27 protein-coding genes and 4 tRNA genes are annotated in these 23,086 nt (G+C 59.8%); 14 read left to right on the top strand and 17 right to left on the bottom strand.

From position 1 onward, the window contains the following. The first annotated feature begins 4 nt into the window (after window positions 1-4). From AC19YQ_RS13450 to lipA, 3 genes are read left to right on the top strand one after another with little or no spacing between them, the layout of a single operon-like run. Window positions 5-1,381: an L-serine ammonia-lyase gene (locus tag AC19YQ_RS13450; RefSeq protein ID WP_500595302.1), complete on the top strand. Its 1,377-nt coding sequence runs from the start codon at window positions 5-7 to the stop codon at window positions 1,379-1,381. Between the two features lie 30 nt (window positions 1,382-1,411). Beyond that, window positions 1,412-2,533: a glycine cleavage system aminomethyltransferase GcvT gene (gcvT, locus tag AC19YQ_RS13445; RefSeq protein ID WP_500595301.1), complete on the top strand. Its 1,122-nt coding sequence runs from the start codon at window positions 1,412-1,414 to the stop codon at window positions 2,531-2,533. 24 nt (window positions 2,534-2,557) lie between these two features. Then, complete coding sequence (lipA, locus tag AC19YQ_RS13440; RefSeq protein ID WP_500595300.1) at window positions 2,558-3,526, top strand: lipoyl synthase; 969 nt, start codon at window positions 2,558-2,560, stop codon at window positions 3,524-3,526. A gap of 118 nt (window positions 3,527-3,644) precedes the next feature. On the opposite strand, the gene AC19YQ_RS13435 is transcribed toward lipA, so the two are convergent. The 10 genes from AC19YQ_RS13435 to AC19YQ_RS13390 all read right to left on the bottom strand — a co-directional run bounded on the left by AC19YQ_RS13435 (window position 3,645) and on the right by AC19YQ_RS13390 (window position 12,051). After that, complete coding sequence (locus AC19YQ_RS13435) at window positions 3,645-4,550, bottom strand: metal ABC transporter solute-binding protein, Zn/Mn family (RefSeq protein ID WP_219261504.1); 906 nt, start codon at window positions 4,548-4,550, stop codon at window positions 3,645-3,647. Next, complete coding sequence (locus AC19YQ_RS13430) at window positions 4,551-5,450, bottom strand: metal ABC transporter permease (RefSeq protein WP_133077190.1); 900 nt, start codon at window positions 5,448-5,450, stop codon at window positions 4,551-4,553. Next, entirely contained in the window at window positions 5,447-6,202 is a 756-nt protein-coding gene (locus tag AC19YQ_RS13425; RefSeq protein WP_339474036.1) for a metal ABC transporter ATP-binding protein, read from the bottom strand. The genes AC19YQ_RS13430 and AC19YQ_RS13425 overlap by 4 nt, the downstream gene beginning before the upstream one ends. Beyond that, window positions 6,199-7,137: a metal ABC transporter substrate-binding protein gene (locus AC19YQ_RS13420; RefSeq protein ID WP_339474035.1), complete on the bottom strand. Its 939-nt coding sequence runs from the start codon at window positions 7,135-7,137 to the stop codon at window positions 6,199-6,201. The genes AC19YQ_RS13425 and AC19YQ_RS13420 overlap by 4 nt, the downstream gene beginning before the upstream one ends. A 34-nt stretch (window positions 7,138-7,171) precedes the next feature. Then, window positions 7,172-7,726, bottom strand: a complete 555-nt coding sequence (locus tag AC19YQ_RS13415; protein ID WP_339474033.1) for a DUF6162 family protein — start codon at window positions 7,724-7,726, stop codon at window positions 7,172-7,174. Next, window positions 7,723-8,058 carry a hypothetical protein gene (locus AC19YQ_RS13410; protein WP_500595299.1) on the bottom strand — a complete coding sequence of 112 codons (336 nt, stop codon included), beginning with the start codon at window positions 8,056-8,058 and terminating at the stop codon, window positions 7,723-7,725. The genes AC19YQ_RS13415 and AC19YQ_RS13410 overlap by 4 nt, the downstream gene beginning before the upstream one ends. Next, entirely contained in the window at window positions 8,058-8,597 is a 540-nt protein-coding gene (locus AC19YQ_RS13405; RefSeq protein ID WP_339474031.1) for a PA2404 family protein, read from the bottom strand. The genes AC19YQ_RS13410 and AC19YQ_RS13405 overlap by 1 nt, the downstream gene beginning before the upstream one ends. After that, complete coding sequence (locus tag AC19YQ_RS13400) at window positions 8,594-9,805, bottom strand: PepSY-associated TM helix domain-containing protein (RefSeq protein ID WP_339474030.1); 1,212 nt, start codon at window positions 9,803-9,805, stop codon at window positions 8,594-8,596. The genes AC19YQ_RS13405 and AC19YQ_RS13400 overlap by 4 nt, the downstream gene beginning before the upstream one ends. Before the next feature lie 264 nt (window positions 9,806-10,069). After that, on the bottom strand, window positions 10,070-11,020 hold the full coding sequence (locus AC19YQ_RS13395) for a siderophore-interacting protein (RefSeq protein ID WP_500595297.1): 951 nt from the start codon (window positions 11,018-11,020) through the stop codon (window positions 10,070-10,072). An 80-nt stretch (window positions 11,021-11,100) separates the two neighbouring features. Further along, window positions 11,101-12,051 (bottom strand): 2-hydroxyacid dehydrogenase, encoded by a 951-nt coding sequence (locus tag AC19YQ_RS13390; RefSeq protein ID WP_500595296.1) that lies wholly within the window; start codon window positions 12,049-12,051, stop codon window positions 11,101-11,103. 202 nt (window positions 12,052-12,253) lie between these two features. On the opposite strand from AC19YQ_RS13390, the gene gltX reads away from it, so the two are divergent. The 8 genes from gltX (at window position 12,254) to AC19YQ_RS13350 (ending at window position 16,719) form a co-directional block, all read left to right on the top strand. Further along, the gene (gene gltX, locus AC19YQ_RS13385; RefSeq protein ID WP_219261499.1) at window positions 12,254-13,735 is read left to right on the top strand and encodes a glutamate--tRNA ligase; all 1,482 of its coding nucleotides are present in this window, start codon (window positions 12,254-12,256) and stop codon (window positions 13,733-13,735) included. 283 nt (window positions 13,736-14,018) lie between these two features. After that, window positions 14,019-14,094: transfer RNA gene (locus tag AC19YQ_RS13380), tRNA-Ala, on the top strand. Between the two features lie 75 nt (window positions 14,095-14,169). Beyond that, a tRNA-Glu gene (locus tag AC19YQ_RS13375) sits at window positions 14,170-14,245 on the top strand. 50 nt (window positions 14,246-14,295) lie between these two features. Beyond that, window positions 14,296-14,371: transfer RNA gene (locus tag AC19YQ_RS13370), tRNA-Ala, on the top strand. Between the two features lie 77 nt (window positions 14,372-14,448). Beyond that, window positions 14,449-14,524 (top strand) — tRNA-Glu (locus tag AC19YQ_RS13365). 151 nt (window positions 14,525-14,675) lie between these two features. Continuing rightward, window positions 14,676-15,110 (top strand): acyl-CoA thioesterase, encoded by a 435-nt coding sequence (locus AC19YQ_RS13360; protein WP_133077200.1) that lies wholly within the window; start codon window positions 14,676-14,678, stop codon window positions 15,108-15,110. A gap of 73 nt (window positions 15,111-15,183) precedes the next feature. Beyond that, entirely contained in the window at window positions 15,184-16,143 is a 960-nt protein-coding gene (locus AC19YQ_RS13355) for a tRNA dihydrouridine synthase (protein ID WP_500595295.1), read from the top strand. Between the two features lie 123 nt (window positions 16,144-16,266). Beyond that, window positions 16,267-16,719 (top strand): Hsp20 family protein, encoded by a 453-nt coding sequence (locus AC19YQ_RS13350; RefSeq protein ID WP_133077202.1) that lies wholly within the window; start codon window positions 16,267-16,269, stop codon window positions 16,717-16,719. A 134-nt stretch (window positions 16,720-16,853) separates the two neighbouring features. On the opposite strand, the gene pbpG is transcribed toward AC19YQ_RS13350, so the two are convergent. The 3 genes from pbpG to AC19YQ_RS13335 form a co-directional block, all read right to left on the bottom strand. Beyond that, the gene (gene pbpG, locus AC19YQ_RS13345) at window positions 16,854-17,792 is read right to left on the bottom strand and encodes a D-alanyl-D-alanine endopeptidase (protein WP_133077203.1); all 939 of its coding nucleotides are present in this window, start codon (window positions 17,790-17,792) and stop codon (window positions 16,854-16,856) included. A 362-nt stretch (window positions 17,793-18,154) separates the two neighbouring features. Then, on the bottom strand, window positions 18,155-18,364 hold the full coding sequence (locus tag AC19YQ_RS13340) for a helix-turn-helix domain-containing protein (RefSeq protein ID WP_339474021.1): 210 nt from the start codon (window positions 18,362-18,364) through the stop codon (window positions 18,155-18,157). A 9-nt stretch (window positions 18,365-18,373) separates the two neighbouring features. Continuing rightward, window positions 18,374-18,925: a DUF2975 domain-containing protein gene (locus tag AC19YQ_RS13335; protein ID WP_133077204.1), complete on the bottom strand. Its 552-nt coding sequence runs from the start codon at window positions 18,923-18,925 to the stop codon at window positions 18,374-18,376. Between the two features lie 229 nt (window positions 18,926-19,154). On the opposite strand from AC19YQ_RS13335, the gene AC19YQ_RS13330 reads away from it, so the two are divergent. Next, entirely contained in the window at window positions 19,155-20,096 is a 942-nt protein-coding gene (locus AC19YQ_RS13330) for a class I SAM-dependent methyltransferase (protein ID WP_500595293.1), read from the top strand. Window positions 20,097-20,312: 216 nt separating this feature from the next. On the opposite strand, the gene AC19YQ_RS13325 is transcribed toward AC19YQ_RS13330, so the two are convergent. After that, window positions 20,313-20,831 carry a Dps family protein gene (locus tag AC19YQ_RS13325; protein WP_339474016.1) on the bottom strand — a complete coding sequence of 173 codons (519 nt, stop codon included), beginning with the start codon at window positions 20,829-20,831 and terminating at the stop codon, window positions 20,313-20,315. 203 nt (window positions 20,832-21,034) lie between these two features. Between AC19YQ_RS13325 and AC19YQ_RS13320 the strand changes: the two genes are divergently transcribed. Both AC19YQ_RS13320 and AC19YQ_RS13315 read left to right on the top strand, forming a co-directional pair. Beyond that, entirely contained in the window at window positions 21,035-21,730 is a 696-nt protein-coding gene (locus AC19YQ_RS13320; RefSeq protein WP_500595292.1) for an AzlC family ABC transporter permease, read from the top strand. Then, window positions 21,727-22,038 (top strand): AzlD domain-containing protein, encoded by a 312-nt coding sequence (locus AC19YQ_RS13315; RefSeq protein ID WP_133077208.1) that lies wholly within the window; start codon window positions 21,727-21,729, stop codon window positions 22,036-22,038. Before AC19YQ_RS13320 ends, AC19YQ_RS13315 begins: the two co-directional genes overlap by 4 nt. Here the strand turns inward: AC19YQ_RS13315 and AC19YQ_RS13310 are convergent. From AC19YQ_RS13310 to AC19YQ_RS13300, 3 genes are all read right to left on the bottom strand, one after another. Then, window positions 21,986-22,180: a hypothetical protein gene (locus AC19YQ_RS13310; protein ID WP_257622833.1), complete on the bottom strand. Its 195-nt coding sequence runs from the start codon at window positions 22,178-22,180 to the stop codon at window positions 21,986-21,988. The genes AC19YQ_RS13315 and AC19YQ_RS13310 overlap by 53 nt on opposite strands. A gap of 95 nt (window positions 22,181-22,275) precedes the next feature. After that, window positions 22,276-22,470, bottom strand: coding sequence for a hypothetical protein (locus AC19YQ_RS13305; RefSeq protein ID WP_019826144.1), 195 nt, complete (start codon window positions 22,468-22,470; stop codon window positions 22,276-22,278). A gap of 159 nt (window positions 22,471-22,629) precedes the next feature. Continuing rightward, window positions 22,630-22,980: a hypothetical protein gene (locus AC19YQ_RS13300; protein ID WP_133077210.1), complete on the bottom strand. Its 351-nt coding sequence runs from the start codon at window positions 22,978-22,980 to the stop codon at window positions 22,630-22,632. Between the last annotated feature and the right edge of the window lie 106 nt (window positions 22,981-23,086).

Raw genomic sequence — 23,086 nt, 5'->3', positions numbered from 1 at the left:
GAGCATGTCGCTAAGTGTGTTTGATCTGTTCAAAGTGGGGATCGGTCCTTCAAGTTCGCATACGGTAGGGCCGATGAAAGCTGCCGTGGCGTTTGCCCTGGGGCTCAAGGCGCAAGGGCTGCTGGAGCAGACAGACAGTGTGCGTGCCGAGTTGTATGGCTCGCTCGGTGCTACCGGCAAGGGTCATGGCAGCGACAAGGCCGTCATGCTGGGGCTGGAAGGGGATTACCCGGATACCCTGGACACCACCACGGCGGATGCCCGGGTTAGCGCGATTCGCAGTTCGGCCAGTCTGTCGTTGCTCGGTGAAAAAGCGATCCGCTTCGTCGAGAAAGAGCACCTGGCGATGATTCGCAAGCCCCTGCCTTACCACCCCAACGGCATGATCCTGCGAGCGTTCGATCAGGCCGGATTGCAAATGTGCAGCCGTGAATATTATTCGGTGGGTGGCGGCTTTGTGGTCGATGAGCAAGCCATCGGGGTCAATCGCATCGTTGCTGATCGAACCCCGTTGCGCTATCCGTTTTTGTCGGGCCGTGAACTGCTGGAGCAATGCACCCGCAGCGGTCTTTCGATCAGTGCGTTGATGGCCCGGAACGAGGCGGCCTGGCACACCCCGCAGCAGCTTCGTGAGGGGTTGCTGCATATCTGGCAAGTGATGCAGGACTGCGTGCTCGCCGGATGCCGCAATGAGGGAATCATGCCTGGCGGACTCAAGGTCAGGCGCCGTGCGGCGCAGCTCTACCGCCAGTTGAGCAGCAATCCGGAAGCGGCACTCAAGGACAGCCTCTCGGTGCTCGACTGGGTCAACCTGTACGCGCTGGCCGTCAATGAAGAAAACGCCAGCGGTGGCAGGGTCGTGACGGCACCCACCAATGGCGCGGCGGGGATCGTGCCTGCGGTATTGCACTACTACGTACGATTTGTGCCGGGAGCGGACGAAAACGGGGTGCAGCGCTTTCTGTTGACGGCGGCGGCCATCGGCATTCTGTACAAGGAAAACGCCTCGATTTCCGGTGCCGAAGTCGGCTGCCAGGGCGAGGTGGGTGTTGCCTGCTCGATGGCTGCCGGGGCGCTCTGCGAGGTGCTGGGCGGCACGGTGGAGCAAGTGGAAAACGCTGCCGAAATCGGTATGGAACACAATCTGGGCCTGACCTGCGACCCGATTGGCGGTCTGGTGCAAGTGCCCTGCATCGAGCGCAACGCGATGGGCTCGGTCAAGGCGATCAATGCTGCGCGCATGGCCTTGAGGGGCGACGGCAAGCACTTTGTCTCCCTCGACAAAGTCATCCGCACCATGCGTCAGACAGGCGCCGACATGAAGAGCAAGTACAAGGAAACCGCACGCGGTGGCCTGGCCGTGAACATCATCGAATGCTGACATCTTTTCAACTCATTCAAGGATTCACCCATGTCTGACGAACAACTGCTGAAAACCCCGTTGCACGTTTTGCACCTGGAGCTTGGCGCCCGCCTGGTGCCTTTTGCCGGTTACGAAATGCCGGTGCAATATCCGTTGGGCGTGATGAAAGAGCATCAGCACACCCGCGAACAAGCGGGCCTGTTCGACGTATCGCACATGGGCCAGATCCGCCTGCACGGTGCGGGTGCGGCCAGGGCCCTGGAAGCACTGGTGCCGGTGGACATCATCGACCTGCCCGTGGGTATGCAGCGCTATGCCATGTTCACCGATGAAAACGGTGGCATCCTCGACGACCTGATGGTGGCCAATGCCGGGGAGTACTTGTTTCTGGTGGTCAACGCCGGTTGCAAGCAACAAGACCTGGCGCATTTGATCCGGCACCTGGGCGCTGCCTGCGAAGTGGAGTCGCTGTTCGACAGCCGCGCCTTGCTTGCCCTGCAGGGGCCGAAGGCTGCTCAAGTGCTGGGGCGCCTGGCCCCGGAGGTGCAGGCCATGACCTTTATGCAATTTGCCAGCGTGCGTTTGCTCGGTGTCGATTGTTACGTCAGTCGCTCCGGTTACACCGGCGAAGATGGCTACGAAATTTCCGTTCCGGTCGAACAGGCAATACGGCTGGCCCGTGCGCTTCTGGCCGAGCCCGAGGTCAAGCCTGTCGGTCTGGGTGCCCGGGACTCGCTGCGCCTGGAAGCGGGCCTGTGCCTGTACGGCCATGACATGGACGTCTCCACGACACCGGTTGAGGCCAGTCTGGGCTGGGCTATTTCAAAGGTGCGGCGCACCGACGGCGAGCGTGCCGGTGGCTTCCCAGGAGCCGCGCGCATCCTCGGGCAGCAGCGCGAAGGCGTGGCCAGCAAACGCGTTGGCTTGTTGCCTCTGGAGCGTGTGCCGGTGCGTGAAGGTACACCCATCGTCAATGCCCAGGAGCAGGTGATCGGCCATGTCACCAGCGGTGGTTTTGGTCCCAGCCTCGGCGGTCCGCTTGCGATCGGCTATGTGCAAAACGCCCATGCTGCACTCGACAGCGAAGTCTTCGCCGTGGTGCGGGGCAAGTGGGTGCCGATGCGGGTGGTTAAAACGCCTTTCGTCCCTCAGCGTTACTACCGGGGCTGAGGCCGCGATGCGAGGAGCACTAGCATGAGTGAACACCTGTCTGTCGCCACCCGCCCGCAACCGTTGCAGGCGGGGATCAAATTGCGCGGAGCCGACAAGGTTGCCCGTATCCCGGTGAAGATCCTGCCGACCGAAGAGATACCGCGTAAGCCTGACTGGATCCGCGTGCCGATATCCACCTCGCCGGAGGTGGCGCGGGTCAAGGCGCTGCTGCGCAAACACAAACTGCACAGCGTGTGTGAAGAGGCTTCTTGCCCGAATCTGGGCGAGTGTTTCTCGGGCGGTACCGCGACGTTCATGATCATGGGTGATATCTGTACCCGTCGCTGCCCGTTCTGTGACGTGGGGCACGGCCGCCCGAGGCCGCTGGATGCAGATGAACCGAAGAACCTGGCGATTGCCATCGCCGACCTTCGACTCAAATACGTGGTCATCACTTCGGTGGACCGTGACGACTTGCGAGACGGCGGTGCCGGACACTTTGTCGACTGCCTGCGCGAAATCCGCAAGCTGTCACCGGGCGTACAGCTGGAAACCCTGGTGCCCGACTATCGCGGACGCATGGACGTGGCACTGGCGATCACAGCGCAAGAGCCGCCTGATGTGTTCAACCACAATCTGGAAACAGTGCCGCGGCTGTACAAGGCGGCGCGCCCCGGATCGGATTTCGAGTGGTCACTGGACTTGCTGCAGAACTTCAAGCACAAGGTGCCCCATGTGCCGACCAAGTCCGGCTTGATGCTGGGTTTGGGGGAGACGGACGAGGAAGTGATCCAGGTGATGCAGCGCATGCGCGAGCATGATGTCGACATGCTGACGCTGGGGCAGTACCTGCAGCCCTCGCGCAGCCACCTGCCGGTGCAGCGCTTCGTGCACCCGGACACCTTCGCCTGGTTTGCAGAGGAGGGGCAGCGCATGGGTTTCAAAAACGTCGCGTCGGGGCCGCTGGTGCGCTCCTCTTACCACGCTGATGAGCAGATGAAGGGGGTTTGATACAAGACCCGTAGCCGCTGGCGAAGGAATGAGGCTGCGTCCACGGGCGCAGCCTTCGGCCGTTGCCACGAACGGGCGGGCCCCATTGAAAGCGTCGTAATGGGTCAGGTGACGAAGCTTAATCGGTGCTCAGGACCTTGACGATGGCGTCAATATTGCCCTGCAACTCGGCCACAGGATCGGCGCCGTCTGCCGTCACCACCACCAGTTCACTGCCACCCTCGGCAATTGCAGCGATGACTGCAGCCGAAGGCTGGCGGTGATCCAGCACCAGCGCCACATCATTGTCTTTCAGGGTGTGGGTCAGCGCTTGCAGCGACTCGGGCGTCCAGGTTTCATCCCCTTTGTGATCGACTTCGACCCGTTCCAGATTCAACCCGCCAATCAAGTAGTCCAGCCGATCCGACAGGCTCACCACGGCCAGGTTGTCGGCCTTGGCCAGCTGTGCCTCGCTGTCGGCGCTGAGCTTGAGCAAACGCTGTTTCAGACTCGCCAGGTTGGCTTCGATCTTCGGCTTGGCAGCAGGCGCCAATCGCACCAGGTCGGCCGCGATCACATCCGCCATGCGTCCCATGTTGTTGCTGGTCAGCCACGGCTGGCTGTTCAGGCCATCGCTGTGAGCACCCGGCTGCACGGCTATGCCCGGCAGGCTGCCGTCCACTGGCCGCGCCGCGTCAACTTCAACAATGCGGATATTGCTGCGTCGTGCCATCGGATACAGCGGGTCATCGCTCCACAATGAGCGCAGGCCGATCACGGCATCGGCCTGTGTGGCCAGCGTGTGGAGGGCAGGGGCGCCGCGCCCGCTGAAGTAGGCGCTCTGTCGGCTCCCGGGCAGGTTGGCCGCTGCGGCCCGTTCCAGGGTCACGTTACTGTCCTTGAGCAGCAACTCGCCCAGCCCGTAGGTGATCGGCAGGCTGGCGAGGACGCGCACCGGTTGCGTCGCTGTGTCGGCTGCCAGCAGAGGCGTGCTGAGCAGGCCGGTAATGGCCAGGGCCAGTGAGAGTTTGCGCAGAGTGAACATTTATCCAATATTCCCTTTCAGGCTGGGCACCACGCCCCGGGCGATGGCGGCGAGGGCGAAGGCGATACCGGCCATCAAAATAATTGCGGCGCCGGACGGGATCGGCAGGTCAAACACGATGGGCAGCAGGATGCCGCACAGGGTGCTGACGGTGGCGATCAGTACTGAAATCCAGAAAAACCCCTTCAGCGACTGGCTGAGCAAACGCGCCGCCGCTGCCGGAATCACCAACAGGGCGCCCACCAGAATCGCACCAATGACTTTAACGGCCGCGACGGTAATCAGCGTCACCAGGATCACAAACAGATAGTCCAGGGACTTCACGGCCACTCCGCGTACAGCGGCCAGTTGCGGGTTGAAACTGGCGAGCATGATGCGGTTGTACAGCGGCAGGCTGAGGCCCAGCACCAGCGCGCCGACAATCGCCAGTACCAGCAGATCATTGCCGTTGACCGTCAACACCGAACCGAACAGCACGTTTTCCAGGATATGCACGTTGATCTTGCCCGCCAGAATCAGCAGCAGGCTGGCGCCCAGTGCCAATGACACCGACAGGAACACGCCGATCAGGGTATCCGGTGCCAGCCCGGTGCGATTGCGCAGGTAATTGAGCGAGATGCCGAACAACAGGCAGTAGCCGAACAGGCTGCCATAAGGTCCGGTGTAGGGCTCACCCAGCAGGATGCCGATGGCCACGCCGGTCAGCGCGGCATGGCCCACGGCTTCGGAAAAAAACGCGAAACGCTTGACCACCACCAGCGTGCCCAGGCCGCCGAGTACCGGGCCAATCAGCAAACCGGCAAGCAATGCATTGACCACAAAACCGTAAGCCAGCACTTCGGGCAAATAGCCTGCAGATGCCCAGCCCTGAACCATCAGACGGAACGCTTCGTAACTCATGACAGGGCGCTCCCGTGAGCCTTGGGATGGGTTGAGAACAGGTTGAGCAAGCGTTCGGGGCTCAGGGTCTGTTCAGGCGGGCCGTCGAACAGGACCTGGCGATTGAGCCCGGTCACCCGTTCTGCCAGTCGTTTCACGGCGGCCAGATCGTGCTCGATCCACACCACGGTAACTCCGGCCTGACGCCAGTCAGTCAGCAAGCGCTCAAACACTCGGGCACCGGCCTCGTCCAGCGCCGACATCGGTTCATCCAGCACCAGCAGTTGCGGTGCGGGGATCAGGCCCTGTGCCAGTAACACCCGCTGGCGTTCACCGCCGGACAGCGCACCCATGCGCCGCTTGCGTTTGTCCTGCATGCCCACGCGTTCCAGCGCGTCGCCGATGGCCGGAGCCACCTTGCGCGACAGCCCCATAAACGCCGGGCGGCGTTGGCACATGGCGGCCATGAAATCATCCACGGTCATGGGCAGTCCGCGATCGAACTCCAGCGCCTGGGGAACATAGCCGATCAGCCCCGGTTCACCGGGCCAGTCAAGGCACAGGCGACCCTGATGGGGCATTTGCCCCAGCAGCGTCTTGATCAGCGAGCTTTTGCCCCCGCCGTTTGGCCCCACCAGCGCATGGACGCTGCCGGGGCGAATGCTGAAACTGACGTGATCCAGAATGGGCGTTCGACCCAGGGTCAGCGACACCTGATCAAACGTCACTCCCGGCCCGCAGGCCGCTACCGGCAAGTGTTCAACGGCAGTCATGCTCCGGCCTCCTGAATGGCCCTGACCACGGTATTGAGGTTGCCGGTCATTTCTTTTTCGTACTTGTCAGCGCTGTAGTCGCCATAGGAAATATGGGAGAGCGGGTACAGTTTGACCCCGGACTCGCGCTGAATGGTCTCGACATAAGTGGACGGGAAGTCCATCTCGGAGAAGATCACCTTCACATCCAGCTCGCGCAGTTGATCGATGGTTTTCTTCAACTGGCTGGGGCTTGGCTCAATGCCGTGGGCCGGCTCGACCACGGCGGTGACCTCCAGGCCGAACTCGCGCAGCAGGTAGTCGTAAGCCGCGTGCACCGTGGCCACGCGCAGGTCGGCGTTCGGTGCCTGGGTCAACTTGGCCAGGGCATCGGCCCGCATTTGACGCAGGCGCTTGCCGTAGGCACGGGCATTGGCGGTGTAGGTCCTGGCGTTGGCCGGATCGAGTTTGCCCAGTTCACGGGCAATGTTGTTGACCTGGGCAATCGAGGCGCTGATCGACAGAAAGGTGTGGGGGTTGACCACTTTGCCCGCACCACGCGCCGCGTTGCCGGTGGCGGCCAGCAAGGGGACATTCTGGTTGGCCTCGATCACAGGGATGTCAGGTTTTTCGCTGGCCTCGATCATGCGGTCGGCGAAGTCATCATGGCCCACGCCATTGAGCACGATTACATCCAGTGTACCGATGCGCTTGATGTCTTCAGCGCGGGGCTCATAGGCGTGGGGGTTAAAGCCTGCGGGAATCAACGGCACCACTTCGGCCTTGTCGCCGACGATATTGGCCACGTAGCTGTAGTAAGGGTGCAGGGTGATACCGATGCGCAGCGGCTTGGCCAGCGGGGCCGGGGCATCGGCAAATGCCTGGGGTGACAGACAAAAGGCAAACAGGGCGGCCAGCAGCACGGTGCGGCGACGCACAACAGATGAAATCGACATGGCGAGCAGTCTTCTCTCAGGTCAAGCGGTGGGTTCAGTGCCGATGCTGGCGTGTGACCCCGGCATCGAATTGCGCGATCACTTGCTGCCAGCCACTTTGGTTAAGGGCGGCATCGCTGAAGTCGGCGGGGGCTTTTGCGTCGGGATTGCGGTTGAGCCATATATCCGGCTGGGTGCTGATTCGCATCAAGAACGAACCCGCCACCTCAGGGTTGGGGCTCAGGCCCAGGTAGGCCTGTTCACCGAGCAGCTGCCAGGCATGGTTGCCACGGCTGACGGAGCTGGCATCGCTGGCAAAGGGGGCAAAGCCTTCTTCGGCCAGTTGGGCGGGTTGGGGCAGGGCGCTGGACGCTTCGCGCAGCAACTGGATTTCGTCCAGCGTGACCCGCAGGTCGGCGTAGATGCCTTGTTCGGCAGCGCTCAGGTCCCGTCGTGCATCCAGTTGATGGGCGGCCACCGAAGTCACTTCCTGGGATTCGTGACGCCAGGCCACCACGGAGCCGGCCACGGTCAGAATCAACAGGCACAGCAGCAACACATACAGGGTTTCATGACCGGCACCGGCCGGGCGCACCACGTGAGTACTCATGGGGCCTCGATATCGGCTTGGTCGATTTCGACGATGTGACCCGGACCTGCGTCAAACAGCACATAAAATTCGGAATCGGGGCGCTTGAACGTCAGGGTTGAATCCGCGCCCAGCTTGCCGGGCACCAGGATGGTTTCGTCGTAGCCGATGACATCCAGGGTCACCCCCGGTGCGCCGCTGCCGTCGGAAAACCCGCCGGTACAACGGATCTGTCCGTCTTCCACGGCCTTGCACTCACACATCGGGTTGTGGGCCAGTGCCTGGCTGCAAACACCGAGCAACGCAATCAATCCTGCCGCCAGGGCAGGTGTTTTAAACAGGCGCGAATGCATTATTTGGCTCCTCGTTGGGCCAGCCAGGCGACCGTTGCCGGTGAGGCCTGACTCAGGGGAATGGAGGCCTGATGCATGGAGCCGTCCCACCCCTCAAGGGTGATCCATAGCTCGGCGTCAGGCTTGGTGCGATCCGGGATCGGCATGGTGGCGCCCATGCGATATGGCGTGCCGAAGAAAATCACCCCGGCGGCCCGCAGGCTGCGAGGTTTGCCGATTCGCAGATAGGCAGCCTTGACCTGATCGATGCAGGTGTCGCACAGGGCAGCGTTAAAGCTCTTCATGTAGCCCGCCGGGCCGTCCGGGCGCGGGGCTTCGTTGCGCAATTCGGCCAGTTTCAGGCTCCAGGGACCGACCTGCACGGTGCCGATTTCACGCTCGCCCAGGCCGCTGTCCCCGCGAAACAGCGAGGCATCTGCGAAGTACTTGGGCATAAAGCCCAGCGGCACCAACAGCAGCAGAATGTTTATGTGAAAGCGCCATTTGTGCCACAACCGTCCAAGGGTGGACGAGGGCTGTGCAGCCACTGCCTTGCTCATACATTGGCCTCTTCGGGCTGTTGGCTGTGCGCCGTGACGGTCTGGGTTGCGGCAGGTTTACGCTGGGATTTCTCGCTGCGCTTGAGGGCGTTGGCGGTGGCCAGCGCCGTGCGTTTGGTCCAGATCAGCAGGCCGCTCAGAATCATCATGCTGAGGATCAGGCCGAAGAAGAACCAGATCAGCTTGACCCACAGTCCGCCAAAATCGCCGGTGTGCAGCGGGCGCATGGATTCGGTTACCAGCTCCAGTCCGGACCGGTCGGCAATCATTCGCGAGCCTTCGATCGCGCCGTTGTACGGGTTGATGTCTGCGGTCTGGAACAGCAGCGGGTACCAGCCCGGGCCGCCGACCTCGATATGTCCGTAGGCATTGCTTGGCAGGCTGACAAAACTCGCGTCCAGCCCGGGGATTTTTTCGGCGGCAATTTTTACTGCCTGGTCGAGGTTGATCTGCGGTGCGGGCTGGCCGTCCGGCATGATCGGTACATCCTGGCGCGCCACAACGGGCGGGTTGCCAGTGGTTGAAATCGAAATCTGGTTATCGAACATAAAGGCTTCGATCAAGAACCACAGGCCGGTGATGGAAATCACGGCAATAAACCAGATCGACCAGATGCCGCACAGGCGGTGGAAATCGCCCCAGAAAATGCGCGCTCCGTGATTAAAACGCAGGTTGGGTTTGAAAAAGCCTTTCCAGAATTTTTTGTAGACCACCAGCCCGGTAATCAGCGACCCCAGCAGCGGAAGGCCGAGGAACGACACCAGGTACCAGCCCCAGCTATAGCCATTGGTAAATGGCACCAGCCACCAGCCGTGCAGGGCGCGGGTAAAGGCCTGGAAGTTGAAGCTGGGGCTCTCACCCTGAATCGCTCCGGAATACGGGTCGATGTACAGCGATGGCGAGCGGCCGTCGGGATAGACCACGCGGGCCACCAGGGCAAAATGCGACTCGTCCGGGCGGCTGATCGACTGTACGGCCAGGTTCGGTTCGGCCTTTTTAATGGCGGTCAGCACCTGTTCGTAAGTCAGCAGCGGTGCATCATCATCCGGCTGGGTGGCGCGGGCCTCGGGGGTGGCAAGCCATACGATCTCCTGGCTGACCACGGCCAGTGTGCCGGTCACGCAGACGATCAGGACGAAGAACCAGATAGGCAGCGTCAACCAGCTGTGAACCAGAAACCAGAGTTTGGAACGGGACTTTTTGGACATGGGAAACGGCAAACTCGCAGCAGGGCGGGTGTGTAATCGCCATTGAGAAGCGATTGCTTATCCATGTAGGACGAATGAGGTGAGCAAAACCCGAAGCTGGACTTGTAAGAAAATGTTTCCGGTGTGGCCAGGCCTGGGTGCATCCACTGTGGGAGCGGGCTTGCTCGCGATTAAGGCGGCGCGGTCCAGCCGGTAAAACGTGTCGATGCCATCGCGAGCAAGCCCGCTCCCACATTCTGTACCCTGGCGGTGCGGTCGCTATTGCTAGCCCAATGACCGCCCCAGCTTCCAGTACCCCATCAAGGTCAGTGCCTTGCGGTCCATGCCGCATTCATGGACGAAAAACTTTCTGATCGCCATCACCGCCATCGATTCCCCGGCCACCCAGGCATAAAACTCGTTGTGCCTGGCGCTGGCCCGCTCCCAGAGCCGCTGGTTATCCAGATCAAGTTCTTGCAGGACAGCACAGGCCTTGGCTTGCAGGCGCCGGGGCGGCAGGCTGGCCAGTTCGCGGGCCGCGACGATCATGCCGTCACCGTGCTGTTTGCCCAGGCTGGCGCGGGGCAGCCAGTGGACTTTGGTATTCGGGCCACAGACCAGGGCATGGCAGTCGGATTCTTCGGGCACTTCGATAAAGGCTTGTACCTGGGGGGTGTCGGGGTGATGTGCCAGCTCTTCCAGGATACCGGCGATGGCCGGGAGCGCGGTTTCGTCGCCGATCAGCAGTACTTTTCGCATGCCCTGTGGGGGTTGCCACTCATAGCCCCCCGGGTCGTCCGGGTAGGCGCCATTGGGGGCCGCAATTTGCAGGCGATCGCCCGCTTTGGCCTGGGTTGCCCAGCGCGTGGCGGGGCCGGTGACGCCATGCAGGACAAAGTCGATATCCAGTTCGCCCGACTCCACGCGCAGGTTGCGAAGGGTGTAAGAGCGCATGGGCGGCACTTGCTCGGGGCTCAAGTTGCTCAGGGTCGCTCGCCAGTCTCCCCGTTTAGGCAGGTTGGAGGCCTCGCCGTTGGCGGTGGGGAAGAGCAATTTGACCCGCTGATCCGGTGCCAGGGTACGCATCAGCGCCACATCGTTGCCGCCGAACACAAAGCGCGTCAGTGACGGGCTCAAGGTGATGCGGCGCTTGAGCTGGATATCGAACAGTCGGTAGGCAGCGGGTTTACTGAGTCGATTGCGCAGGTTCTGCACCAGGGCGGCAGCGGGGGACATAACAGCACCTCAATAAGCAGGAGTCGTTTTGTATAACGATCCATTGAGTGAGGAATTTAAGGTGCTGTCGCAGTCCTGGGTCAGGCGGGGTGGGGCATTGGCACCGGAGTGAGGACGGGCTTGCCGGCGAAAAAAGCCTGCAGGTTATCGACCACCAATTGCACCGTGGCTTCGACTGCATCGGGTGACTGGCCAGCCACATGGGGAGTCATGACCACGTTGCCGAGGGTTTTGAGCGGGTCCGGCACCAGGGGTTCGTCTTCAAACACGTCGAGCCCGGCCCCGGCGATTTTGCCTGTGGTCAGGGCGCTGATCAGGGCATCGGTGTCGACTACGCTGCCGCGGGCAATATTGATCAGGTAACCGTCTGCGCCCAGAGCATCGAGCACGGGAGCGTCGATCAGGTGGTGGGTGGCGCTGCCGCCGGGCGTGGCGATCATCAGGAAGTCCACTGCTGCGGCCAGTTCAAGCACGCTGGCGCAGTAGGTGTAGGGCGAGTCAGGGCGCGGCTGGCGGCTGTGGTAGCTGATGCTCATGTCAAAGCCGCAGGCCGCACGCTTGGCGATGGCCTGGCCGATCGCGCCCAGGCCGATGATGCCCATGCGTTTGCCCGACAGTGAGGGCTGGCGTACCTTGACCCACTCGTTGCGGCGGATGCTGGCGTCGGCCTGGGGGATGCCGCGCACCGCGCTCAGCAACAGCGCCATCGCGTGGTCGGCCACTGACGAGGCGTTGGCCCCGGCGCCGAAGGTCACGGTAATGCCAAGGTTGCTGGCGGCTTGCAGGTCGACCTGCTCGAAGCCGGCGCCGATCACGCAGATGATCTTGAGCAAGGGCAGGGCAGCCATTTCTTCGGCATGCAGGCCCAGCGGGCCGCGGGTCAGTACGGCGTCGATGCGGGCGCCGTGCTGGGCTATGGCCTGGGCGCGGCTGGCGGGGGTGGGCGCCAGGATCAGTTCGTAGCCTTGGGTTTCAAGCATGTGCAGATAATCGTTAACGCTCTCTACCAGCACCAGCACAACTCGGGACATGGGTATCTCCAGCCAAGGGATGTCAAGAATGGACCGAGATTAACACCGGTCTGTGCTGTTTTTCGCTGCACCCATTCGATCCGGGCGCTCTATTCAGGCTTTTTTCAGCCGTGTGGCGGATGGGCCGAGTCCTGCGCTGGAGCCAAGCCGGGTCGGCCTGTTACCATTCGCCCTTTGTTTTATCTCCACTTCGAGACCGCCCATGACCACCGTTCGCACGCGCATTGCGCCATCGCCTACCGGCGACCCCCACGTCGGCACCGCTTACATCGCTTTGTTCAACTACTGCTTTGCCAAGCAGCATGGCGGCGAATTTATCCTGCGGATCGAAGATACCGACCAATTGCGTTCGACCCGCGAGTCCGAGCAGCAGATCTACGACGCCTTGCGCTGGTTGGGTATTACCTGGAGCGAAGGCCCGGACGTTGGCGGCCCGCACGGTCCGTACCGTCAAAGCGAACGCAGCGAGATCTACAAGAAATACACCCAGCAACTGGTCGATATGGGGCATGCCTTCCCGTGCTTCTGCACGAGCGAGGAGCTGGACCAGATGCGCGCCGAGCAAATGGCCAAGGGCGAAACCCCGCGCTACGACGGTCGTGCGCTGCTGTTGTCCAAAGAAGAAGTAGCGGCCCGTCTGGCAGCTGGCGAACCCCACGTGATCCGCATGAAAGTGCCGACCGAAGGCGTGTGCGTTGTGCCGGACCTGCTGCGCGGCGATGTCGAGATCCCGTGGGATCGCATGGACATGCAAGTGTTGATGAAGACCGATGGCCTGCCGACCTACTTCCTGGCCAACGTGGTCGACGATCACCTGATGGGCATCACCCACGTGCTGCGTGGCGAAGAGTGGCTGCCATCAGCGCCCAAGCTGATCCTGCTGTATGAGTATTTCGGCTGGGAACAACCGCAACTGTGCTACATGCCGCTGCTGCGTAACCCGGACAAGAGCAAGCTGTCCAAGCGCAAGAACCCGACGTCGGTGACGTTCTACGAGCGCATGGGCTTCATGCCTGAAGCGATGCTCAACTATCTGGGCCGCATGGGTTGGTCGATGCCGGACGAGCGCGAGAAGTTCTCGCTGCAGGAAATGGTCGATAACTTTGACCTGTCCCGCGTTTCGCTGGGCGGCCCGATTTTCGACGTAGAGAAGCTGTCGTGGCTCAACGGTCAATGGTTGCGTGACCTGCCGCTGGAAGAGTTCGCCAGCCGCGTGCAGCAATGGGCGTTGAACCCTGAGTACATGATGAAAATCGCGCCGCTGGTTCAGGGCCGGGTTGAAACCTTCAGCCAGATAGCGCCATTGGCCGGGTTCTTCTTCTCGGGCGGCTTGCAGCTCGATGCCAAGCTGTTCGAGCACAAGAAGCTGTCCAACGAACAAGTGCGTCAGTTGATGCAGCTGATTCTGTGGAAGCTGGAGAGCCTGCGTCAGTGGGAAAAGGACGCGATCACCGGCTGCATCCAGACCGTGGTCGAGTCCCTGGAGCTGAAGCTGCGTGATGCCATGCCGCTGATGTTCGCTTCGATCACCGGCCAGGCAAGTTCGGTGTCGGTGCTGGACGCGATGGAGATCCTGGGGCCGGACCTGACCCGTTTCCGTCTGCGCCAGGCGCTCGACCTGCTGGGCGGTGTGTCGAAGAAAGAAAACAAAGAGTGGGAAAAGCTGTTTAACGCCATGGGTTAACGGTTTTTCTTTGTAGTCGCTGCCGCAGGCTGCGAGGGGTTCAGTGGCGTTTCCAGGAAAACGGGTTGCTCCGCAACCCTTCGCAGCCTTTGGCAGCGACTACAGGTTTTGTGGGTTTGGGCCAGTATTTACGGGGCAGGGAAGGTAAGTGGTTGTTCTCACGGCAAATTTTTTTTAAAAAGTTTAAAAATAAGTTTGACAGCCTATCCATCCAGTCTTAATATGCGCCCCGTCCACACAGCAACACGAAACAAGCAGCAACAACACGCTGCAGTGACTGTTTGGGGCTATAGCTCAGCTGGGAGAGCGCTTGCATGGCATGCAAGAGGTCAACGGTTCGATCCCGTTTAGCTCCACCAAATTTACAGTTCAATGTCTGGCCACACCGGCATTGAATCGATCAGCACTCAGCGCTGATCAGTTAGAAGGTTTGTGTCCCCTTCGTCTAGTGGCCTAGGACACCGCCCTTTCACGGCGGTAACAGGGGTTCGAGTCCCCTAGGGGACGCCAGTTTTACAGAAGCAGCACTTCGGTGATGCTCCGCCGCCAGGCGATAAATCGGGGCTATAGCTCAGCTGGGAGAGCGCTTGCATGGCATGCAAGAGGTCAACGGTTCGATCCCGTTTAGCTCCACCAATTTACAGTTCAATGTCGGGCCACACTGGCATTGAATCGATCAGCACTTGGTGCTGATCACTGTTAGAAGGGTTTGTGTCCCCTTCGTCTAGTGGCCTAGGACACCGCCCTTTCACGGCGGTAACAGGGGTTCGAGTCCCCTAGGGGACGCCACGATTACCCGCTATGCGGGATTTATAAGGGTCATTCGATTATTGAATGGCCCTTTTGTTTGTCTGCAGTTTTTATATTCCTCGCCTCGAAGCTTGCAGCCGCCCCCTCTGCGTTACACTGCGCTCCTTATTTTTTTAGGGGGAGACAAGGCATGAGTTGGGATTTGGCAGCACCGTTCATCATTGACCTGACCGTTCAGGCCGAAGACATCGACGGGTTCGGTCATGCCAATAACGCGGCCTATGTAGTCTGGCTGGAACGTTGTGCCTGGCGCCACTCGCAGCGTCTGGGGCTGGATCTCACCGAGTACCGTCGCCTTGATCGCGCCATGGCGGTGTCCCGCCATGAAATCGATTATCTGGCCAGTGCCTATGAAGACGATGAGCTGCAATTGGCAACCTGGATTGTCGATTGTGACCAGCGCTTGCGCATGACCCGCCACTTTCAGCTTGTACGCCCCAGTGATGGCGTGACCCTGTTGCGTGCGCAAACCACGTTTGTCTGCATCGAGCTGTCCACGGGCAAGGCCAAGCGCCTGCCGCCCGAGTTCCTTGAAGGTTATGGCCCGGCTGTCGTCACGGCCTGATCAGCAGCGCCTGCTCATACCGATTGCCCACATAACGGCGTAAACTGCCGCACGTTTTTCATGAGAGTCACCCATGCAAATTGCTTTGGCGCCGATGGAGGGGTTGGTCGACAACATCCTGCGTGATGTCCTGACCCGCACCGGCGGTATTGATTGGTGTGTGACCGAATTTATTCGGGTCACCGAGCGGTTGTTACCGGAAGCCTACTTCCATAAATTCGCCCCCGAATTGCAGCACGGTGCGCAGACACGTTCCGGCGTGCCGTTGCGCGTACAGTTGCTGGGTTCTGATCCGGCCTGTCTGGCCGACAACGCGGCGCTGGCCGTTGAGTTGGGTTCCGGGGTGATTGACCTCAATTTTGGCTGCCCGGCCAAGACCGTGAACAAGTCCCGTGGTGGTGCGGTGCTGCTCAAGGAGCCCGAACTGCTGCATGCGATCCTGCTGCAGGTGCGACGTACTGTGCCTGCGCATATCCCGGTGACCGCCAAGATGCGCCTGGGCTTTGATACGCCGGACAGCGCCAATGAGTGCGCGATTGCCCTGGCCGAAGGGGGCGCAAGCCAGATCGTGGTACACGCGCGGACCAAGATGGATGGCTACAAGCCGCCTGCCCATTGGGAATACATCGCCCAGGTACAGGACGCGGTGAAGGTGCCGGTGTTTGCCAATGGCGATATCTGGTCGGTTGAAGATTGGCGCCGTTGCCGCGAAATCAGCGGTGCTGAAGACATCATGCTGGGTCGCGGCCTGGTGTCGCGGCCCGATCTGGCCCGGCAAATTGCCGCAGCCCGTGCCGGTGTTGAAGTGGTGCCGATGACCTGGGCTGATTTGCAGCCGATGATCCGCGATTTCTGGGCGCAGGCCGAAGCCCAGCTGACGCCACGTTCAGCCCCCGGGCGCCTGAAGCAGTGGTTGGCCATGCTGACCCGCAACTACCCTGAAGCCGTGGTGCTGTTCAATGCCATGCGCCGTGAAACCGACTGTGAGAAGGTCCGGCATATGGTCAACAACCCGCCTGCTGACGCTGCCTGAAACGGCTGAAAAAAATTTTCAGAAAAACCCTTGAAACGGTTTTGACGGTCCCTATCTAAGGGGTACGCGATGCCGAAACCGGGTCGCGTAACAAAATCTCGCTGAAATCAGGAGGATGAAATTATGAGCAACGCATTTTCAATGGCGCCACTGTTCCGTAATTCTGTCGGTTTTGACCGTTTTAGTGATTTGTTTGAAACCGCTTTACGCAACGATTCGAGCGGCGGCTACCCACCTTACAACGTTGAAAAACGGGGTGAAGACAGCTATCGCATCGTGGTTGCGGCTGCAGGCTTCCAGCAAGATGATCTGGACCTGCAAGTTGAGAAAGGCGTGCTGACCGTAAGCGGCAGCAAACGTGAAAGCACCAGCGAAGAAGGCGTGACCTTCTTGCATCAAGGCATTGCACAGCGGGCATTTAAATTGTCCTTCCGTCTCGACGACCATATCGAGATCAAAGGCGCAAACCTGAGCAATGGTTTGCTGAGCATCGACCTGCAGCGGGTGGTGCCGGAAGAGGCAAAAGCCAAACGCATCCCGATCAATGGGGATTCGCAGCCTGCTCTGCAAAACTGATCTGAGCACGTGCTGAAAAAGAACCCCGTCTTCAGGCGGGGTTCTTTTTATCCGGAAGATTATCAAGAGCAACACGCAGGCATTTGTCCCCGACCTCTCCCCGGGGCAAGTGCCTGCTTTTCATATCCAGAACGTCACTTACCAGCCTGACCTGCGGTCAGTTGGTGTTTTTGCAGGTTCTTGTCGGCTTTGTAGCGCAAGGCTACGTCGGGCACGCTGCCGCTTTTACCGGTTTCAACCCAGTTGCGAATCCGCCCTGCATCGGCGAAGTGGGTGTATTTGCCAAAGGCATCCAGAATCACCAGCGAAACCGGGCGATTGCCCATCTCGGTTACCAGCACCAGGCAGTGGCCAGCCTGATTGGTAAATCCGGTCTTGGTGATCTTGATATTCCACTTGTCCTTTTTGACCAGATGATCGGTGTTATGAAAGCCCAGTGTGTAGTTGGGCTTGCGGAACGCCACGGTTTTTTCTTTGGTGGTGCTCAACTGGCTGAGCATCGGGTAGTGCCGTGCCGTTGCCAGCAGCTTGCTCAAATCCCGCGCGGTGGACACGTTGTGAATCGACAGGCCGGTCGGCTCAACGTAGTGGGTGCTCATCATGCCCAGGCTTTTGGCCTTGGCGTTCATGGCTGCGATAAACGCCACATAACCGCCCGGGAAGTGATGTGCAAGGCTGGCAGCCGCACGGTTTTCCGATGACATCAGGGTGATCAGCATCATTTCGCGACGCGAGAGTTCGCTGCCAATCTTGACCCGGGAAAACACGCCCTTCATTTCTGGCGTGTCGCTGATGTTGACCGAAATGTATTCATCCATCGACTGTTTGGCGTCCAGTACCACCATGGCGGTCATCAGTTTGGTCACGGAAGCGATGGGGACGATGGCGTCAGGGTTGCTGGCAAAAATGACCTTGTTGGTCTGCAGGTCGATCAGCATCGCGCTACCTGAGGCGATATGCAGCTGTGAGGTATCCCTTGGGGCCGAAATGCTTTCAGCCGCTGCGGCGATTGAAGAGGCGCTGGTGCCTGCCAGAACTAAACACAGGCTCAAAATAGAAAGATGAATTTTCACGCAGAATGACTCAAGGATGGTTGGGAAGTACCGGGCTGCAACGGCTGTTACACACATAACGTTACATTTTGTCAGTATGGATCAATAGCGGCTGAAATGCCTGATTTCGCAGGGTTTATCAGAGAATATTCATGGCCGGGGCTTTGAGGTGCCAGTGCAGTTGGCAGGCGTCAACGGGAGGTGCTGGCGAATCAAGGATTCGTGCTCGGGCGAGCCTAACAGTGCAATGCTGTTGGCTGGCTGAACGACTTGAGCGTTCGACCCTGGCTCTGGAGGCCGCGAAAAGTCAGTAACGCTGGAGGCGGGGATTTATCAGGTTGGACACCTGTGAGGCTGTGGCCCCACAGGCGTGAACGGGTGCTTCAGGATTCAGCTCGATAGTGCAGCAAGTCCCCCGGCTGGCAATCGAGTGCGGTGCAAATGGCTTCCAGGGTGGCGAGCCTTATACCTTTGACCTTCCCTTGTTTGAGCAGTGACAGGTTCTGCTCGGTAATGCCGACCATTTGCGCCAGGTCCTTGGATTTGACCTTGCGCATGGCCAGCATGACGTCCAGCTTAATTTCGATCGGCATCTTGGCCTCTTAAACAAACTGCTGATTTTCCCGTGCCATCGAACAGGCGTTGTATAGGCTGCGGGCGATGATCATAAGAGAAGCGGAGAGGAATAAGGCAACAAGATGCGACGGTTCAAAGCTGATGGTGAACAAACGCTCGCCGTCAGGGCGCAAAAATGTGATCCAGACGCTCATGACCGGTGTCAGCAAGAGGCAAGCCAGCACCCATGAAGCGACACTCTTGCCTACTTTCCCCAGCAATTCAGCCGACTCCGCCGAGAAGTATTCCCCGTTGCTGTAGGCCAGAAACAGGCTGCGCAGCGCCAGCAACCCCTTGGCCAGTATCAGCAGGGGGATGCTGGACAGCACAATGGCTCCTGCGACTTGCCACCAGGGCATCTGCAGAATGTCTGCGTTCAGTGTTTTGGTCATGGCGCTCAGGCTGAAACCGCCGACGTAGGTGCCTATGACGTTGGGGAATATCCAGTAAGCGATATTGGCCAGGAGCATGCCCACCACAAGCGCCAGGGTGGCGGTTGCCAGGGTTCTGCTGCGATCGGCCAGGTGATCGGTTTTCATCTGAAAGTCCTTCTGTAGTACTGATGATGATTAAGTGCCCGGATTCTGCGCAGAAACGGTAGGCGATGTTTTAAGGCCTGGGTATCGTAATTCGATAATAAATGATTGTAAAACGATAATTTCAAGGGTGTGGAAATGGCGTTGGCTGATGCAGATGCGCGCGGTGTTGATTAGGCAGGGCTGTGCAATTGTGTAAAATGCCGGCCCTTGAAATTGACCGGCCGGCCTGATGACTCCTGAAGCGTTAACCACTCTGCATTTGCACCTATTGACTGCTCTGGACGCTGCGCCCGAAGAAACCCGGCGTTTGTTTCATGGGCGCGGACGGTGCTGGCCGGGGCTTGAGCAGCTGACAGTCGACTGGCTGCAAGGCGTGGTACTGGTCTCGCTGTTCAAGGAGCCCGATGCCGGGCATCTGGACGCCTTGAAGCAGCTGTTGATGACGCTCGTGCAGTCCCCTTCATGGCGAGCCAGCGGGGCCCACACGCTGGTGCTGCAACATCGCTATACGCTGCAGAGCGACACTGAATGGCTGGTGGGTGAGGCGGTTGATGAGTGGACGCTGACCGAAGGCGGGTTGCGCTATCGAGTGGACCTGGGCCGCAAGCAGAACAACGGCCTGTTTCTGGACATGCGTTACGGTCGGGACTGGGTGCGGGCCAACGCCGAGGGCAAGCGGGTCTTGAATCTGTTTGCCTATACCTGCGGCTTTTCAGTGGCCGCGATCGAAGGCGGTGCGCAGCATGTGGTCAACCTCGACATGTCCCGTGCGGCGCTGAGCCGTGGGCGCGACAACCATCGGTTGAACGGGCATGACATGAGCAAGGTGACGTTCCTGGGGCATGACCTGTTCAAGTCCTGGGGCAAGGTGAAAAGCACCGGCCCTTATGATCTGGTGATCATCGACCCGCCGTCGTTTCAGAAGGGCAGCTTTCTGCTGACCAAGGATTACCAGCGGGTAGTGCGCCGGTTGCCTGAGCTGCTGAGTGAGAACGGCACGGTACTGGCCTGCATGAACGACCCGGCACTGGGTTCGGACTTCCTGATCGATGGCGTTACCCTTGATGCGCCGAGCCTGCGTTTTGTCCAGCGCCTGGATAACCCGCCGGAGTTTCCTGATGCCGACGCAGAATGCGGTTTGAAAGCGCTGGTGTTCAAACAGGGCGTTTGACGGGCAAAAAAAGGCCCGCTGGGGGAGTTGCGGGCCAAGGGGTTCATTGAATGAGCAATGAGCGCAGCGAATATACCGCCCGCTGCGCTCAAAGACTGTGAAACAAAATTCATCTTTCTTGTGGGAGCGGGCTTGCTCGCGATGGCATCGACCAGGTGCTCTGGCCGAACCGCTTCGCCCGTATCGCGAGCAGGCCGCTCCTACAAAATTTGCCGGTTACTTGGTGCGCGACGACTCGAACAGGAACCACACGCGGCGCTCGGCTTCATCGATCCAGTTTTCCAGCAGGCTGGTGGTGGCCACGTCTCCGAGTTCGGAGCACATGTCGTGGGTTTCACGCATGTACGCGGCCAGCTGGATGTTGTCTTCGCGCAGCTCTGCCAGCATGTCTTCCGGGGTTACGAAGTCGGCATCGTTATCCAGCAGGCGCTGGAGCTTTTTGACATGGCCAATCGAGCGAATGGTCGTGCGCCCCAGCTTACGTACGCGTTCGGCAATGGCGTCGGTGGTCGCATAAATCTGATCGGCCTGCTCGTCCAGCAGCAGATGAAAGTCACGGAAATGTGGGCCGGACATGTGCCAGTGGAAGTTCTTGGTTTTCATGTAAATGGCGAAGGTATCAGCCAGCAGCGCATTCACTTCGGCCGCAATGTTGATACAGGCTTTTTCGCTTAGTGCCGAAGGTGTCCGCAGATCGGCCTTTCTGCTTTCCTTCGCGGATTTCAGGTCTGTCATGGTGGTTCCTCGTGGCAGCGGTTGATCGGAATAACGTCACTTGAGTGCGGCTGACTAAAGACCAGGATCAGCCTCTCGTCAAACGCGTCGGGGCGTCTCAAACAGCCCGCGTAAAGTTTTGAGGGCCTGTGAGCAAGATCGTTCAAGACTTTCTTCTGTCAGGTTGCGACCCTTTGCCGCTGCTTACTGCCGGAATGTTTGTAATGTCTGATTCCCTTGCTCGATCCGCGTTTGTGCGCGGCACCATGGCCTGTCTTCCGCTCACGCTGGCGTGTGCCCCTTGGGGGTTGCTGGCGGGTTCCACTGCAATTGATGCCCAATTGACCCCGGCGCAAAGCCAGGGGCTCTCGCTTTTTGTGTTTGCCGGTGCGGCGCAATTGGTGGCGATCGGCATGATCAAAGGAGGGGCCAGTGCGATTTCGATCCTGGTGACCACCTTGCTGCTGACGTCACAACATTTGCTCTATGCCATGCATTTGCGACCGGTGGTGGCGCCACTCGAACCGAGATGGCGTCTGGGGCTGGGCTTTTTGCTGACCGATGAGTTCTTTGCCCTGGTCAGCCCGTTTGACCAGAAGACGTTCAATCGCTGGTACGCGTTGGGCGTGGGGCTGTGCATGTACGTGGGCTGGAATATTTTCACCCTTCTGGGCGTGGTGCTGGGCAAGAGCATCCCGGGGCTGGACCAACTCGGGCTTGAGTTCTCGATTGCCGCAACCTTCATAGCGTTGATTACGCCCATCGTGCGCAATGTTCCAACCATTGTGTGCGTGGCGGTCTCATTGTTGAGCGTAGTGCTGTTCAGTCACTGGCAGTGGGAGTCGGCCATTGTGCTGGCAGGGCTGGCGGGTATGGTCGCGGGTTATCTGTGCAAGCGGCTGGGAGGGTACTGGGCATGATTTGGATCATTATTGCCGGGATGACGCTGATTCTGTTTTTCAACCGCTACCTGTTTTTGGAACCGCGGCTGCCGATTCGCTTGAATCGTGGGGTGAGGGAGTTTTTGGGATTTGCGGTACCGGGGATGCTCACGGCGATTTGCGGGCCGATCATCTTCGTCAAGAATCACGAGGTCGACCTGAGCCTGGGCAACCCGTACCTGCTGGCCGGGCTGTGCGCCATAGGGCTTATGCTCTGGAGTCGCAATGTACTGCTCAGTGTCGCGTTGAGTGTGGGGCTGTTCTATCTGTTTCGCTGGTGGCTTTGATTTGCGCTGCGGCGCGGGAAGTAAAGGGGCCGCTCAGGGCGACGCCGTCACTGACCACGTACCAGCACGCCAGCAGGCCGTCCGCGCGAAGCGGAGCGGGGACTGCACTGCCGATGACCGACATGACATGAATCTTGGGCATAAACACCTCCTTCAAACAATGTCGCTACCTTACGGGCTGGGCCGCTGCGCAAAAAATCATTGCGCGTGATAGTCGTCATTGATGCCGATGAGGTGTCAGTCAACCACTTGGTCGAGCATGTGCATGACTTCCTGATCGCTCAGCAATCCCTCGCGTACGAGGTGCTGGGCCAGCAGTGACACCAGCTTGGCGGTGCGATGGCCCTCGAGCTGCTTGAGCTCGGTCAGGGTGTTGTAAACCTTGCTTGAAGTGCAGAGCCCGACGATGTGGTGCGGGTTTTGTGTAGGCATAAAGGTCGTCCTTGTTTTTATGAGTGTGCCGATGATCGCGCCAGTGGCGCTCCATAATGCCGCAGTCCGGGCCACTAGGGTGTCTCATCCGCGACATTCACAGTGTCAATTGGGCCCTGCCGGCAGCTGCTAAAGCCTGCCGGTTTGCCTGCGCCGGTGTCACCAGCGCGGCGGGCCGTAATAGCCCCGTGGCGGGCCGTAGTACGCCGGATGTGGCCGACCGTAGTAGCCCTGGTAATAAACAGGCTGAGGCGGCTGGACATACACCGGTTGTGGCTGGTAGTAGACCGGTGGGGCCTGAACGTAAACAGGTTGCGGCTGGACATAGACCGGTTGCTGAACGTAAACCGGGCGTGGCTCGGGGCCTGCAATGATTGAGCCTACAACTGCGGCGCCGACTACCGCGCCAAAAATGGCAGGTCCGGGCCCCCAACCGCCATGAGCAGATGCCTGGCCTGCGACAGCCAGAGCGCCGATAAGCAAAGCGACTTTGGGGATGGTACGCATCATGACGATTCCTCGAATTTCAGCCCCGACTTTTGGCCTGCACCAGGCCACGGATAATCGCGGGGATAACGTTAAGACCGTGTTTTATTAAAAAACTGCGAAGCGCTTT

The organism is Pseudomonas sp. MF06569, from assembly GCF_059862735.1.
This window is presented reverse-complemented; position numbering and strand designations above follow the sequence as displayed.